Origin of the sequence: Saccharibacillus endophyticus (assembly GCF_013185185.1) — a bacterium.
Classification (GTDB): Bacteria; Bacillota; Bacilli; order Paenibacillales; family Paenibacillaceae; genus Saccharibacillus; species Saccharibacillus endophyticus.
The window spans coordinates 1,033,661-1,048,338 of record NZ_JAAZWE010000002.1; the positions used below are offsets into that span (position 1 = coordinate 1,033,661).

A 14,678-nucleotide genomic window follows, 5' to 3' on the forward strand; every position below is an offset into this window, starting at 1 on the left:
AACATGAATAGGAGGCCTGCCGCATGACTGCCACCTTGTTCTCTATCGTGCTCCCCGGCATCATTATCGTATCCATATTGGCTTACGCCGTGCTGCCGCGCTGGATCGTCGTTACCGGACCGGGCAAGCTCATCCACAAAGACGTGCCGAAGCTTAATCGTTACCTGAATATCGTGGCTTGGACGCAGCTGGTGCTCATGTTCGTAACGGTTGTCTTGGAACTTCCGCGACCGCAAATGGAACTGATCTTCTTCGCGTTGATTGCGGTGACGGGGATTGCGTTTGCCCTATTAGAGAAAAAGTATTTGCCCGGCACAAGGCGTTATTGGGTCACGTTATGCTGGGTCGCAGGGATGTGCATCGTGTTCGCCATCTATGGATGGGTCGCTTATTTCTGAACGGCTCGGTGATACAAAAATGCGATTCCCTTCGTCTTCTTTGCAAACCAATCTGTCCGAATGATCGAAGGGAGCCAAAAGCATGAATCCGACCGAACTTAAATCCGCGCCTCCGTCCAAAAAGCTAAAAAGAAATCGGCTGCTGTCGTTAATCACCATCGTCGTCTCTGTCTGCGCGATCGTCATCATTGCCACGCAGGCCTTCGGAATTCTTCACTCGATGCGCCCGCTCACCGTTACGTTGAAAAATAATACGAATTCCGAAATCATTTCCGTCGAGTTTCGTATGACCCACATGGACACTCCGTACGTATTCGAACGAACCGTCCCCGCTGGCGAGAGCCGCAATATCCGACCGGAGTTCGAGAATCTGGTCGAAGGCGAGATGACCTTTACCGCCGCGGACGCCGAAGGTCGCCGTTACACAGGTATCGCCTGCGGCTACACGTCAAGATTGAGCGGGGAATCCACCATCACGATCGACGCGAATGGAGTTGCGATCCAAGCTGAATGCAGTTAAAAAGGAGGACTATCCATGACACCAGAAGGTACAGCCGCAATGATTCTACTCGCGATCATCATCGGAGCCCGGCTTTTATTCGGCAAACTGTTCGTCAACCGCAGCGATTCGCGCAAATTGCATCAGACGGTAAAAGGATACATCTCAACGACGCTCGGTGGTCTCATCGTCATTATCCTGGGCTTCAGCTTACGCTTTTGGGGACTGGATGTCGCGACCGCTCAAGGCATACTGCTCGGCTTATTGGCATTGCTCGGCGGCTACTACGCTTTCCTCGAATGGCGATATATCCGCGAATCCCGCAGGCATGTCGCGACGCTGTTGACGACGGTTGTCACAGTAGCAGTGCTCGGCGTGTACATTTTAATACTGCCGATCGTATAAAAAAGAACTCAAAAAGCTCTTTAAACCCAACGGCCTTTTACGCGCAATCTTTTCGGGAAAGGTCGTCGTTTAAGAGCTTTTTTGCCGTCCAATCAACCGCAGCCTGAATTTTTACGCCTTTTCGTTTCGGAACAGATTGCGGAATCGGATTTCGGGGTGAAAAGAAAGTAAGGGTTGCGTCGCGGCGAAAAAGATAAAACGCGATAAAAAATTCGCTCTTCCTTAACTGGAAAAGCGACCCCTCATCAGGGACAAAGGAGGACGTATCCGATGAACCTACCGGAATTGACACCCATGCAAGATCCCCGCGAATATTCGCTTCAGCGAAGAACGGGATCGACGGTTTTGAACGGCGAGCCAGAATCGAAGCCGAACCGGGCGGCGCTGATCGCGGGCGCGGCCGCTTTCCTGCTGACGGCCACGCTGATCTCCGCCGTGCGAAAAGTCGAACGTCGCCGCGCGGTCAAGCGTTACTTCAACGGGGAAACGACGGATCGGCTGGCTGCTTCCGCGGATACCCTCGCCGGAATGATTGAGATGGCTTCGCGGGAAGCGGCGGCGGCAGGAAGTTATCCGGCCTCGTTCCCGTTGGAGATCGAGCGCGAGCAGCATCGGCTAATCGAAGCGTACGCCGATCTGTACCGGGCGCTAAGCAACGAAGAAAAAAGCCGATTGGTCGAACCGGAACGGCTGCTGCTGTTCAACGGGATCGCCGCTTTCCAATCGCTGCCCCCGGCAGACGCGCCGACCGCGGCGACGGCCAACCGCGGCCGGGCGCTCGGCAAACTGGAATCGGCAGCGGCCGCAAGCGGCGCCGGGCCGTCCGGCGTGCGCTTCGTGCCGAACGAATCGCAGCGGGAATCGCTGAGTAATCTGTACCGGCTGTGCGCGGAAATTCGGGAGCTGGCCGATATCGATAACCGTTCGTCGTACGGCGCCGAACGCTCGGAGCGTTCCGCCGCACGGATGCTGGACGGAATCGGACGCCGAGCCGAAGACGGCTGATCCGTGCCGGCAGCCAAGCGATGCTTCGTCGCGCGGACGCCGGACGATAGGCATGTCCGGCTTCTCGCGAACGTGCCGTACCGATAGGTCCGCAGCAAAAAAGCGCGTCGTCCGTTCGTCGGACGACGCGCTTTTTCATGATTCGGCAAGGAAAACTCGGCGTCGATGCGGCAAACAGAAATCAGCCGAGGCGCGCTTGCGGCTGATCCTCGTCGCCCGATGCCGATTCCGCCGATTCGTCGATCATGCCGCGCAGCGCGGCTTCGTTATGGCGGATGCGTTCCAGAATATCGGCGTTTTTGCGCACCAGTTCGACCAGCGAAGCGGACACCTGCTGCATGGCGGCGGTGGACTGCTCGCCGATCGCGGCCAGGCTTTCGGAAGAACGCTCGATCTCGTCCGACGAAGCCCGGACGGTGCCGATCTGATCGTCGCAGTGCAGCACGGATTCGCTGACTTGATCCACGGCGGACGTAATGGAAGCGAACACGTCGCGCGTTTCCGATACCATGCCCATGCATTCCTGCATCCGCACCGCGATCGATTGCATGCTGCGCTGCGTGATGTCCGAATGGCCGCCGACCAGCGTCAAGTTGCCGGAAATCTGCTCCGCCGCTTTCGCGGACAGATCGGCCAGCTTGCGGATCTCGTCCGCCACCACCGCGAAGCCCCGGCCGGATTCTCCGGCGCGGGCCGCTTCGATGCTGGCGTTAAGCGACAGCAGATTGGTCTGCGACGAGATTTCCTGAATGGTCCCGATCAGCTCCGAAGAAGCGGAGACTTGTCCGGCCAGGCGGTTCACTTCGTCCGCCGCGGCCCGCACTTGGCTTTCGAATTCGCCGATCAGGCGATGCAGCCCTTCGACGATCTCGTCGCCCCGATGGGAAGAATCGGCCGCGGCGCCGCTTTTCTCGCGCAGCTGGCGCAGCGATTCCATCAGGCCGCCGAGCTGGTCGCCGCTGACGCGAATCGATTCGGTAACGCCGCCCAGCAGCTCGTTTTGCGAGACCGCGCCGTGCGTCACTTCCTGCACAGCGATATTCATTTCGTCGAACGACGTCGCGTTTTCGCGGCTGCCGGCCGATACGACTTCCATATTATCCGAGACGACCCGGACGTTTTCCCGAAGCGAAGCGCTTTGACGTTCCGTGCGCTCCAACAGCTTTTGCGTTTCCTGCTGCAATTCGGCCACTTGACGGAACATCCGGTTCGCGATGCGCTGGAAATTGAACAAAATGACGCTGATGATCACGAAGAAAAACAGATGCGCGACGATATGGTCCTTTTCCAATCCGAACGTGCTGCCGCTCTGAATATACGTGGTCAGCATCAACGCCGCTCCCGCGAATCCGACGTACAGCGGACCGCGCTGCATATACACGAGAGACAGTACGAGCAGCAGATAGACCGGCACGATATTGACCGGGCTCGGCACGATCAGATTGGCGGCCGTATGGGTGAGCGCCAAAACGCCGAGCGCCACGTACGGAATCGCGTTCTCTTTTTTGCGGCCGAAATGCATGATGCCCACGGCAATCGCGCAGGTCAGATCGCCGGCCATCAAAATATAGCGATCGCTTGCTTCCATCTCCACCGACAGATACATCAGCACCACAAGCGCGGCGATAATCGCCAGCGAGTAAAACACGAGACGGTTTTTGAGACGTAAATCTTCGTAACGCAGTTTGTTCCAGTCTTTCAATGCGCTCACATCCCCGGTTGTTTTCGTCACACCCTTTATTAATCGGTAAAAAGAACTAGGAACTTTAGACTAAAGACATGGTTTTATCCGCATGTAAAAAATTTCGGCGATGCTCGTAACGATCTGGCTCGTACAAGGGTTAAACAAGTAATGAAAGCAAAGGAGATGATCTTATGGGCAGACGCGCGACGGTACAAAACAGTCCGGAGCTCGACGAAATCCGAGCCGAATACGAACGGCTTTGGACGGACATGCAGCAAGCCGATGCGAAAAAGGCGATGCGAATCTTGGAACGCGGCAGGCGTAAACTTTCGCCTCCCAAACTCCGCTTGATCGAAATGCTCAAACCGCTGCGCAGCCGTCTGCTATGGGCCATCCCGCTGGGAACGGTAACGGCGATCGGCGCTTCGTACGCCGCATTTATTTGGATCGCATTGTGGGTGGAATAACAAAGATAGCAAAAAAGGAAGAAGCTATATAAGCCTCTTCCCTTAACCTACCAAGAAAGTCCAACGTAACTGGAAGCGAGAAGACGGAGAGAGAAATTCAGGTCAAGACGCCTTTGAACTCGGAAAATTCCTTAGTTAAACCCAATCCCTTTTCCGAGTGAGACAGCGGCTTTACCGAATTTGTCTCGGAGTCTTCTCGCTTCCTCCCGCCATTCTATCGCGCCGGAGCGAAATCCTTCACCGGCTCCAAAATCCGCTCTATCTTCGCAAGCGTCTCCTCACTCAACACTACGCCGGATGCAGCCGCGTTCTCGCGTACCTGCTCCGCACGGCTTGCGCCGATAATCGCGGAACTCACGCCTTTCTGTCGCAAAATCCAGGCCAAAGCCAACTGCGACAGCTTCAAGTCCAGGCTTTCCGCAAGCTGGTTCAACTCCTGCGTCACGTTCAATACATCGTCGCGCAGATAGCTGCCGATCACCTGATTGACCGAGCTGTCCGCAGCGCGCGTGCCTTCGGCGGGCTTTTGCCCCGGCTTGTATTTCCCGGTCAAAATTCCTTGCGCCAGCGGCGAGAACACAACCTGTCCCAACCCGGCTTGCTCCGATACCGGCAGCACTTCGTCCTCGATATAACGTTCGAACAGATTGTAGATCGGCTGGTTCGACGCGAGCGGACGCAGATTGCGGCGGTCCGAGATCGCGGCTGCGGACGCGATCTGCGCGGCGGTCCATTCGCTGACGCCTGCATACAGAATTTTGCCCTGCGCCGTCAGATCGTCAAGCGCGCGCAGCGTCTCTTCGACCGGCGTGTCGTTGTCGTAACGATGGCAGAAATAGACGTCGATATAGTCCGTGCCCAGCCGCTTCAGGCTGGCTTCGCACTGTTCGACGATATGCTTGCGCGACAAACCGCGGTCGTTGGGACCGTCGCCCATCGGGAAGAACACCTTCGTGCTCAGCACATAGCTTGAACGCTCGTACTTGCTGAGCGCCGCTCCCATGGCCTTTTCCCCTTCGCCGCGATTATACGCATTGGCGGTGTCGAAGAAGTTAATCCCCTGTTCAAAAGCCGCTTCGATGCACAGATCCGCAGCTTTTTGCTCAGCCGCCGTGCCATAAGTAAGCCAGCTTCCCAACCCGATCTCGCTGACTTTAAGACCGGTACGTCCCAGATTCCGATATTTCATCGTTTGTTCCTCCTCGGATCAAATAGATTTCGTTATTCCTTAATCATTCCATTAAATATTAACGAATCGTATTCCGCTCCGCAACCGCTTTCTTTTTTTTGCGCGTTGCGGTGGAATAGCGGAATATGCAAAAAGCCGTTCCTTGACACGCGTCTGCGTCCGGAACGGCTTCGGGTCATACCTGCTTGATTCTGTCGACGATTAGGCGATCTCGTTCATGTTGCTCACGAATTCGCCGCCGAAGTTCATCTTCTCCGCCGCTTCGCGAATCTGTTGGCGGGTCGCAGCAGACTTCGATTCGATAACGTACAGCTTTTTAAACCCGATCGAACTATACATCTTGAATGCTTGTTCCAACATATCCAGCAGCGACGGCTCGACATTTTCCAATTCGGACAGATCGGCCACGAACGTATACTCGCTCGTCTGACTCTGGATCTTGCTGCCTTCCATCAGGAAAGCCATCGCCAGCCCGCCCGCATCGCTTATTTGAAAAGAGCCGCCGACGGCTGCCACGAAAAGTTTGCGGGATGCGTCTACTTCGATTTTGTATGAGTTTGTCATAGGTTCCTCCTGAGTTCATCGTTTAGAGTTTGACGGCCTGCATCCGCAAGCCCTACTCAGTATACCAACGGCAATTTGCGAAGGCCAGCTGTCCAAACCGGAGGATACCGCGATGACGAAAAATCCGGCCGACCCGCCTTTTATTCCGCGATCGGCAGTTTGGCTCCGTTTTTCAAATACAAAGGAATTTGCTCCAACGGCGCATCCGCCCCAATACTCTGCCCGCCCGCGAAAGTCTCGCCAGTATGCGCATCCGTCCAGTCCGCCCCTTCAGGCAGATAGACGCTCCGACTGCGCTCACCCGCGTGCAATACAGGCGCCACGAGCAGATCCGGCCCGAACAAAAACTGATCGTCCACGTCCCAAGCCGCCGCATCTTCCGGGAAATCGTAGAAGACAGGACGCATCGGCGGGGTTCCTTTTTCATGCGCGGCGGTCATCAGCTCGGTAATGTAAGGGCGCAGACGCTCCCGCAACCGCATATGTTCCGCGAAAATATCGTACGCTTCTTCCCCGTAGCTCCACACTTCATTATCCGCGCCGCTGCCCCATAGTCCGCCGCCCGGCAGACCCGTGTCGGCTTCTTGATAAGGCGCGCGATCCCCGTGCAGCCGCATCACCGGACAAAACGTGCCGTATTGGAACCAGCAGATGATACATTCGCGGAACGCCGGATCATCCGGGTTGCCGCCGTGGAAGCCGCCGATATCCGTCGTCCACCACGGAATGCCCGCGATCGCCATGTTCAATCCCGCCCGCACCTGATGCCCCAACACCTCGAAGCTCGACGCGATATCGCCGGACCAGGCGAGCGCGCCGTAACGCTGGCTGCCCGCCCAAGCGCTGCGCACGAGATTGATCACGTTCTCCTGTCCTTCGTTCGTCATCCCTTCGTAAAAGGTGCGGCTGTACTGGCTCGGATACCAATTGCCGACTTGCAGCGCCGGGCCTGCGTCATAGCGGTAGATATCATGGTCATACACGGCAAACTCCGGCTCCGCCTCGTCCAGCCAGAATAACTTGATGCCTTTGTCGTAATAATTGCGCTTCGCCGTCTCCCATACGAACCGCCTTGCGCCGGGATGCGTAGCGTCGAAGATTTCGTTTTGCCCGAGAAACTGAAACTGCGTGCGTACCCCGCGATCCGAGCGCACCAGATAGCCTTTTTCCACCATCTGTCCGTAGTTTTCGCTCTCCGTTTGCACGGTCGGCCAGACGGAGACCATCAGTTCGATGCCCATCTCTTTCAGCTCGCGCACCATGCCTTCCGGGTCCGGCCAGTATTTCTCGTCGAATTTCCAATCGCCTTGATTCGTCCAGTGGAAAAAGTCGATGACGATCACCGAGATCGGCAGTCCCCGGCGCACATGCTCGCGGGCAACGCTCATCAGCTCGTTTTGATCCCGATACCGCAGCTTGCACTGCCAAAAGCCCATTCCGAACTCCGGCATCATCGGCACTTTACCCGTCGCGTCGGCATAGGCTTCCTCGATCTGCGCCGGAGTATCGCCTGCCGTGATCCAATAGTCGAGCTGCTTCGTGGACGCCGCCGCCCATTCGGTCACGTTGGTATTGAAGCTAGCCTGTCCGATCGCCGGATTATGCCATAACATGCCATAGCCCGCGCTCGACAGCAGGAAAGGCACGCTGGTCTGGCTGTTGCGATGGGTCAGCTCCAGACAGCAGCCTTTGAGATTGAGCAGCGATTGCTGATACTGCCCCATGCCGTACAGTTTCTCGCCCGGATTGCTTTCAAAGCGCAGCGTGACCGCATAATCGCGGCTGCCCGGTATCGGCACGATATCGCGCCCCCCGGATTTGAGCTGATACGTTTTCTCCGTTTCTTTGAGCAGTACTTCGCCTTTGTCGTTGGTGAATGTAATCCGGCCGCTTTTTTCGACATCCGCCCGGACTTTACCGTTGACGATCCAGGCACTGCGCCCGTCCTCCGCTACCTGCACATCCGCTTTCTCCGAAGCCGCCCCGGCCGGTAGCAGCGCCCAATCGTCATCGTGCAGCTTGTCCTTGGAAGCCCGCACCCGAAACGAATTCGCTCCCCAAGGCTCAATCCGCAATATCTCATGGTCGTATTCCCAGATCAAAGCTTGCTCCTGTGTGTACAACATATTCGATAATCCTCCTCCAAATTATTCAGTTCCCTCTATGCGGCTAGGATGCAATTACGTGCGCTCGGTCATTTTTGCAAGCGTTATCTTTTTCTCGTGTCTATTATAGAGCGTTAGCAGGGATAGAAGGGAGGGCGTGGAATACGAAATATTGGGACTAGATTACGTTTTATCATCAGGAGGCTTGGCAGTGGGCAAACACGATGAAGGAGCAACTATACACGCATGGATCGAGGAAAACAAAGCGGCTGCGGACAAAACGGAGCGGTCTGACGCTGATGGACGGTCAGAACCGGAACGCTCGTCCGGCAGCAGCCGGCAATTGGCAGACCCGTCTTCCTGGCGGCGCGAACATACCGATATTCCCGACCGAACGTTTCCGCTTAATGTGTTCCATATCCGCGAGAGCGATCCCGACATGTTCTGCATTCCTCCGCACTGGCATGAACATCTGGAATGGGTCGTGGTGCTCAAGGGACGCTTCAGCGTGCAGATCGGCGCCACGTTTCGGGAATTGGAATCCGGTTCCTGCCTATTCGTCAATACGGCGGAGCTGCATTCGGCCTTCCCTCTGGAGCGCGGCAGCGAGCTGTACGCGTTGGTATTCGGCGAGGCTTTGCTGCGCAATCACGCTCTGGATCATACGGAAACCCGCTATATCAGGCCGATGCTCGAAGGGCGCTTGGGATTGCCTTCTTTTTACGAGGGACAAGGCGCTGCGGGGATTAGGGAACGACTGCTGGAGGTGGTGCGGGAGCATCGAGACGCGCGGCCCGGCTTCGAATTATTGGTAAAAGCGGGGCTGCTCGGCGTGCTCGGCCTTGCGCTGAGACAGTCCGAGACTCCGGAAGAACACGCGGCAAAAAGCGGACGGCACGCGGAGAGCGCCGTGTATCCGCTGCTGCTTCATCTCAGCGAACATTTTCGCGAGCCGATCGGCGTGCGGGAGGCGGCCAAAATCTGCTGCATCACGCCGACGTACTTCTGCCATGCGTTCAAACGCACCACAGGCAAAACGCTGAGCGAATACGTGAATACATTGCGCGTCCATGAGGCCGAATCCTTGCTTCGCGGCAGCGGACGCTCCGTGCAGGAAGTCGCCCGGCTGGTGGGGTACGGCGATCCGGGATATTTTGCGCGCGTTTTCAAAAAATTCAAAGGCGTGGCGCCCAGCAGCTTGTCTTAGATAAACGAAAAACCCGCAATCTCCGGTAGCGGAGACTGCGGGCCTGATCCTGTTATTTTCCGTCGCCCAGCAAGGACTTGAGTTTGCGTCCGCTGGCTTTCATGCTGCACTCGGGATCATGCGTCTTTTCGTCCGGATTCACTTCGACGATTCGGGGCGCCGGGTTGTGCGGAAGCGGGAAAGGATGCGCTCCGTGTTCGGCTTCTTCGGATAGCAAAATTCGAGTGCCGTCCGGCAGCAGTCCATACTCGCGCACCCATCCGTCTTCATGAACCGTAACCTTGCGTCCGGGCTTCGGCTTGCGACGTTGTACCGTCATCCCGGCCTGATCCGTGCCCGGAAGCTTAAAGCGCAAAGCCGCAGCTTGAGCCCGCTGCACGCGTTGGACCGGATGAATAAGGGATACGTTCCTTGCAGGATCGATCGGTGTAATCGCCATGTCGGCTTCCTCCTTGACGGCCCGACCGTTTGGGCAATTTGTCGGGCGATTATGCTCCTGCTCTCTTTATCGACTTACCGAGCAAATATGTTAAATTTTAAATTTCCCCGAGGCTTCGCCCAGCTGCTGCGTCAGGCGTTCGATACTTTGGACCATATCGGCCAGATGATTCACCATCGCCGATTGCTCTTGCACCGTTGCCGTTACTTCTTCGACGGACGCCGAGACTTCCTCGCCCGATGCCGACAGGCTTTGCGAAGCTTCCAGCACGGCGTCTTTGTCGCGTTCCATCGCTTTGAACTCGGAGGCCATATCGCGAATCTGTCCCGTGATCGCCGTTACGCTGTCCAGAATATCCTCGAAGGATTGACGGGTGCGATCCACGTATTCGTTTTGCGTGGACGAGATTTGACGGATGGCGCCGACGCTCTCGTTGCTCTTGTCGACTTGCTCCAGCGTCTGACGGATAATGCCGCCGATTTCATTGGCCTGATCCGCCGATTGCTGGGCCAGCTTGCGAATTTCGTCGGCCACGACCGCGAACCCGCGTCCATGCTCGCCTGCTCTTGCCGCTTCGATCGAGGCGTTCAGCGCAAGCAGATTGGTTTGCGTGGAAATCTGGTTAATCGCGTCCGTAATCTGACCGATCCGCTGCGAGCTTTCGGCCAGCATTTCCGTCGTGGACGAGATGTTCTGGATCTCCAGTTCGTTTTTGGCATTGATATCGATCAGCGTGTTCACGACCGTGCTGCTGGACGCGAATACTTGATTGATCGAATCCGCGCTGCCTTGAATCCCGTCCGTTTTGCGGCCGAGGGAAGCAATGCGATCCCCGATCTCATAGAAGCGGCCTACGATTCGTTCCGTATCATGCGACTGCGATTCCATCGCTTTGGCGATTTCCATCGTCGTGACCGACGTTTCGCCGATCGAACGGGCCGTGTTTGTCGACGTGCGTTCCAGGTCCGTCGTATTGGTGTTCAAGACTTCGATCGAATGGTTCATCTGTCCGATCAGGTCTTTGTTGCTATCGACCATCGTATTGAAGCTGTCGGCCAGATCGGCAAACTCGCTCTTGTATTTGCCGTCCGCGCGAACCGTCAGATCGCCGCCGGCCAATTGCTTGAACAATCCGGTCAACCGTACGATCGGCGAAGTGATGCTGCGGGAAATCAACGTGCCGACGATGACAGCCAGAATGATCGAAGCGATCAGCGTAATCAGCATTTTTTGCATCAGATCGCCGAGCGGACGCTCGATGTCGGCATAGGAATCTTGCACGATGACAATCCAGTCCGCGACGGGAATTTTGGAATACCGAATATATGAATCCGCGTTATCCACGCTGCCTTGAATAATCGCGCCTTCCGTTTCTCGCGCCAACAGATTTTCAAATCCGTCTGCTTCATACGGCTTGCCGATCAACGTTTCGTCTTTCGAATGATAGATAATCGTACCTCCGCGGCTGGTCACGGTGATAAAGCCGTCGGCGTTGATATTGATGTTCTGAAGCTGGCTGACGAAGAAGTCGGCCGCGATCGTGTTGATCGAGACGCCCATGACCTGTCCGCTGTCCGATTTGACCGGTTGGGCAAAAACGACGATCAGGTTGCCGGTCGTTTTGGACACGATGGCGTCGCTGACGAACGGCTGCCCGGTTTCCATGACCTTTTGGAAATATTCGCGGTCCGAACGATCGCCTTTGAGCGAATCCGGATTGCTGGCGCCGACAACCGTGCCCGTAGTGTCCGCGACCATCATCGATTCGATTCCGTGCGCGCCTGCCAAGGTTTCCTGGAATTGCGTGTTGGCAAGCTGGAGTGCCCGGTTACTTGAAGCAAAAAATTGATCATCCGTCAGCGTGCCCGATTCCCGAAGGGTCAACAGGTCGCGCAATGCGGGAGATACCGAGAGAATATGTGAAAGCTGACCTTCCAAATCGACAGTAGTCGACAGACTTTCGCCGATCCGGTCCGCATTGGCATTCATTTCATCTTTGCTTTTCTTCGTTAAGAGATTCGCTCCAGAGATATAGATCACGCTGCTGCATGCCAGAAGAACGACGACAGTCAAAGCGCTAATGAGTAATGGGAGTTTGATTTTTAACGATAAACGCTTTGGCCCTCCAGGCTTGATTTGTTGATTTTCATCCTTGTTTTTCTTCATGATCGACTTCCCCTCTCTGAACTGGCAAACCACCCTCGATGCCTATAAGCGGTTTATCGGCCTTTTTCGACAAAAAAATTACACATTTTAGTCAACGATTTTCCTCTTTTTTTCCAAGGCAGTCCTTGACACGCCGGCTAGCCATGATTGCTGACTTAGCGACTGTCTTCGAATCCTGCGCTGCCTGCCTGATGCCGCCGTCGAGGTTTGAAGACGCGCGCCGTCCGCTCCGAACGCCTATTTTTTTATGCAGTCCCGGATTTTCCGATCCTTCCCCCATGCGCGCCGTTTTTTGATACACTGTACAAAGCGATTGTTTTTCATTTTCTATACGGCATGGAGGCAGAATCTTTGAATTATATTGTTTTGGACATCGAATTTAACGGCCGCAAGTTCGCCAGTCCGCATCCGATGGAAGTCATCGAGATCGGGGCCGTGCGTCTGGACGAGGCCTTGCGGGATAGCGATACATTCTCGGCATTCATCAAACCCGTTTATTTTGCCAAGCTCAACTCGTTCATCAAAAAGAAAACCGGCATCCCGCAGGAATCGATCGATAGCGCGGCCCGTTTCCCGAAAGTCATCGCCGACTTCCGGGACTGGCTGGATGCCGTACCCGGACCGCTGACCTTCGTCGTCTGGGGCGGCGAAGATATTAAGCGAATCGTGCAAGACGTACGCATGCACAAGCTGGAAGAAACGTATTGGGTGAAGACCCCTTCGCTCGATCTGCTCAAAGGCTTCCTGCTCACGCAGAACCTCAAAAACGACGTTAGCGTCGAAGGCGCGCTTGAGCTGCTGGGCATCGAAGCGACGGGCGCGGCGCACCGCGCGCTCGACGACGCCAAGATGACCGCCGATATTTTCCGCGCCGTCTACGACAAGCTCGATCTGACGCTCGCCAAAGAGTACAAAGACATGTTCTCGAACTCGAAGGAGCGCCGCATCGTCCGTTCCGCCGCCAAATCGCTCGCCTCGCGCCGCATCGTGCCGACGTGGGAACTGGCCTTGAAGCACTATTTGGACGGAAAAATCCCGTTCGACGATCCGCGCAAGGAAGCCGAGCTGCACGCTTACTTCGATGCGCTGCCGGAGTTCCCGATGCCGCCGAAGGCGGAGGAAGGTTCGGGAGAACCGGCTTCCGACGCAGAAAAAGCTCCCGTGCAAACGGAAGCTTCGGCGAACGAATAGACGCTCGAATTTCAATCCCGACTTTAATACGGCAAAAAGCTGACCCGGCTCAAGTTACGAGCGGCGGGTCAGCTTTTTTTAAAGGAAAAGCAGCTTGGGACATGTACGCAAATTCTGCGAAGCGCAGCTTGATCTACTTTCCTCGCGGGTTGCCTCATCCATGCCCAAGTCCGGGCTTTATTTGCTGCTTATCGGGTTTTTCATAAAGTAGTAACCGCCTTGCTCCGACATGTCCTTCACGAGCGCAACCCCGTTATCGAATTCGCCCACGTAGATATCATTCGTTTTGAGATCCACGCGCGCTTTGCCGAAGCGGTCGATCAATACTTTAACGCCGTCCGCGCGCTGCGCGAAAGCCAAGCCTTCCTTGAACGAACCGATCTCCGCGCCTTCGTCGCTGAACTGCGCCGGAATGACCAGCTTGCCCGTCACGCCGATATAGCCCCATTTGCCGCTGCGGTCGCTGAGGCTTCCGCCGACTTTGACCGCTGCCCGTCCTTCGCTGAAGGACTGGCCGCCGGTATATTGCGCTTTGACGATCACTTTGCCTTTCGTATTGAGGTAGCCGTACTTTCCGTTTTGGAGGAACAAAGCCATTCCTTCGCTGAAAGGCGCGGCTCCGTCGAACTGCGGCTTGATGACGACTTTGCCTTTTTTATCGATATAGCCCCATTTGCCGTTTTGCATGATCGGAGCCAGACCTTCGCTGAATACGTTCAACATGGCATACTTAGGCTTGACGATTTCTTTGCCTTTCGCATCGATAAAGCCTCCGACATACGACGTGCCTTTCTTTTTCCATACGGCGGCCATTCCGTCGCTGAAATCGTGCGCTTCGTCGTAAGCCGCGTTGAATACGGCTTTGCCGCTCTTGTTGATATACGCCCATTTGCCGGAAGAGACTTTAACCGCGGCAAGTCCTTCGCTGAAGCCTTGACCGACCTGTTGATACTTCGGTTTCACGACGACTTTTCCCGTCTTGTCGACAAAGCCCCACAGTGATCCTTTTTGCACGGCGGCCAACCCTTCGCTAAATGGCTTAACCTCGTCATATTGCGCTTTGATGATCGTTTTTCCGTTCGTGTCCGCGTAGCCGAAAAGCGTCGTTTTGCCGTCCCAGAACGAAACGAGTCCCTCGCTCAAATTGCCGACCATCGGGTAGCTCGCCGGCTTTGCCGTTCCGTTCACGATACTCGTTGCGCTATCTGCTGCATATGTAGTCGGCGTAATCGCTGCCGTCGAGACGGAAGCGGTCAGTGCCAGGGCAAGCAGGATCGATGTACGTTTTTTCAATGTTTTTCCCCCTCTGATGTCGATGTGCATAAGCACGATAGTTATTTACCCACAGCCGCCCGGTAA

14 protein-coding genes are annotated in these 14,678 nt (G+C 55.7%); 7 read left to right on the forward strand and 7 right to left on the reverse strand.

From position 1 onward, the window contains the following. Positions 1-23 precede the first annotated feature (23 nt). From HRQ63_RS10445 to HRQ63_RS10460, 4 genes are all read left to right on the forward strand, one after another. On the forward strand, positions 24-398 hold the full coding sequence (locus HRQ63_RS10445) for a DUF4181 domain-containing protein (RefSeq protein WP_172242875.1): 375 nt from the start codon (positions 24-26) through the stop codon (positions 396-398). 82 nt (positions 399-480) lie between these two features. Continuing rightward, a complete protein-coding gene (locus HRQ63_RS10450) occupies positions 481-918 on the forward strand; it encodes a hypothetical protein (RefSeq protein WP_172242878.1) in 438 nt (145 codons plus the stop codon). Positions 919-933: 15 nt separating this feature from the next. Next, entirely contained in the window at positions 934-1,302 is a 369-nt protein-coding gene (locus HRQ63_RS10455) for a DUF4181 domain-containing protein (protein ID WP_172242881.1), read from the forward strand. Between the two features lie 270 nt (positions 1,303-1,572). After that, on the forward strand, positions 1,573-2,307 hold the full coding sequence (locus tag HRQ63_RS10460) for a hypothetical protein (protein WP_172242884.1): 735 nt from the start codon (positions 1,573-1,575) through the stop codon (positions 2,305-2,307). A 181-nt stretch (positions 2,308-2,488) separates the two neighbouring features. On the opposite strand, the gene HRQ63_RS10465 is transcribed toward HRQ63_RS10460, so the two are convergent. Then, positions 2,489-4,009 (reverse strand): methyl-accepting chemotaxis protein, encoded by a 1,521-nt coding sequence (locus tag HRQ63_RS10465; RefSeq protein ID WP_172242887.1) that lies wholly within the window; start codon positions 4,007-4,009, stop codon positions 2,489-2,491. A 173-nt stretch (positions 4,010-4,182) separates the two neighbouring features. On the opposite strand from HRQ63_RS10465, the gene HRQ63_RS10470 reads away from it, so the two are divergent. Continuing rightward, positions 4,183-4,458, forward strand: coding sequence for a hypothetical protein (locus HRQ63_RS10470; RefSeq protein WP_172242890.1), 276 nt, complete (start codon positions 4,183-4,185; stop codon positions 4,456-4,458). A gap of 214 nt (positions 4,459-4,672) precedes the next feature. Here HRQ63_RS10470 and HRQ63_RS10475 read toward each other — a convergent pair whose 3' ends face one another. The 3 genes from HRQ63_RS10475 to HRQ63_RS10485 form a co-directional block, all read right to left on the reverse strand. Further along, a complete protein-coding gene (locus HRQ63_RS10475; protein WP_172242893.1) occupies positions 4,673-5,647 on the reverse strand; it encodes an aldo/keto reductase family protein in 975 nt (324 codons plus the stop codon). A 201-nt stretch (positions 5,648-5,848) separates the two neighbouring features. Next, complete coding sequence (locus tag HRQ63_RS10480) at positions 5,849-6,211, reverse strand: hypothetical protein (protein ID WP_172242896.1); 363 nt, start codon at positions 6,209-6,211, stop codon at positions 5,849-5,851. 140 nt (positions 6,212-6,351) lie between these two features. Continuing rightward, a complete protein-coding gene (locus tag HRQ63_RS10485) occupies positions 6,352-8,337 on the reverse strand; it encodes a glycoside hydrolase family 31 protein (RefSeq protein ID WP_172242899.1) in 1,986 nt (661 codons plus the stop codon). Positions 8,338-8,527: 190 nt separating this feature from the next. Here HRQ63_RS10485 and HRQ63_RS10490 point away from each other — a divergent pair, with 190 nt between their 5' ends. Then, positions 8,528-9,523: a helix-turn-helix transcriptional regulator gene (locus HRQ63_RS10490; protein ID WP_172242902.1), complete on the forward strand. Its 996-nt coding sequence runs from the start codon at positions 8,528-8,530 to the stop codon at positions 9,521-9,523. Between the two features lie 52 nt (positions 9,524-9,575). Here the strand turns inward: HRQ63_RS10490 and HRQ63_RS10495 are convergent, their stop codons facing one another. Together HRQ63_RS10495 and HRQ63_RS10500 are read right to left on the reverse strand one after the other, a co-directional pair. Next, positions 9,576-9,962, reverse strand: a complete 387-nt coding sequence (locus HRQ63_RS10495) for a hypothetical protein (protein WP_172242905.1) — start codon at positions 9,960-9,962, stop codon at positions 9,576-9,578. Between the two features lie 90 nt (positions 9,963-10,052). Next, complete coding sequence (locus HRQ63_RS10500; RefSeq protein ID WP_172242908.1) at positions 10,053-12,128, reverse strand: methyl-accepting chemotaxis protein; 2,076 nt, start codon at positions 12,126-12,128, stop codon at positions 10,053-10,055. A 351-nt stretch (positions 12,129-12,479) separates the two neighbouring features. On the opposite strand from HRQ63_RS10500, the gene HRQ63_RS10505 reads away from it, so the two are divergent. After that, on the forward strand, positions 12,480-13,319 hold the full coding sequence (locus HRQ63_RS10505) for a 3'-5' exonuclease (protein ID WP_172242911.1): 840 nt from the start codon (positions 12,480-12,482) through the stop codon (positions 13,317-13,319). Positions 13,320-13,496: 177 nt separating this feature from the next. Here the strand turns inward: HRQ63_RS10505 and HRQ63_RS10510 are convergent, their stop codons facing one another. Further along, on the reverse strand, positions 13,497-14,612 hold the full coding sequence (locus HRQ63_RS10510; protein WP_172242914.1) for a WG repeat-containing protein: 1,116 nt from the start codon (positions 14,610-14,612) through the stop codon (positions 13,497-13,499). Positions 14,613-14,678 lie beyond the last annotated feature (66 nt).

Bases quoted from the DNA above. Each gene is read 5' to 3' on its own strand.
- HRQ63_RS10450 (WP_172242878.1), top strand. From the start codon at position 481: ATGAATCCGACCGAACTTAAATCCGCGCCTCCGTCCAAAAAGCTAAAA.
- HRQ63_RS10470 (WP_172242890.1), top strand. From the start codon at position 4,183: ATGGGCAGACGCGCGACGGTACAAAACAGTCCGGAGCTCGACGAAATC.
- HRQ63_RS10445 (WP_172242875.1), top strand. From the start codon at position 24: ATGACTGCCACCTTGTTCTCTATCGTGCTCCCCGGCATCATTATCGTA.
- HRQ63_RS10495 (WP_172242905.1), bottom strand. From the start codon at position 9,962: ATGGCGATTACACCGATCGATCCTGCAAGGAACGTATCCCTTATTCAT.
- HRQ63_RS10485 (WP_172242899.1), bottom strand. From the start codon at position 8,337: ATGTTGTACACACAGGAGCAAGCTTTGATCTGGGAATACGACCATGAG.
- HRQ63_RS10460 (WP_172242884.1), top strand. From the start codon at position 1,573: ATGAACCTACCGGAATTGACACCCATGCAAGATCCCCGCGAATATTCG.
- HRQ63_RS10475 (WP_172242893.1), bottom strand. From the start codon at position 5,647: ATGAAATATCGGAATCTGGGACGTACCGGTCTTAAAGTCAGCGAGATC.
- HRQ63_RS10480 (WP_172242896.1), bottom strand. From the start codon at position 6,211: ATGACAAACTCATACAAAATCGAAGTAGACGCATCCCGCAAACTTTTC.
- HRQ63_RS10500 (WP_172242908.1), bottom strand. From the start codon at position 12,128: ATGAAGAAAAACAAGGATGAAAATCAACAAATCAAGCCTGGAGGGCCA.
- HRQ63_RS10455 (WP_172242881.1), top strand. From the start codon at position 934: ATGACACCAGAAGGTACAGCCGCAATGATTCTACTCGCGATCATCATC.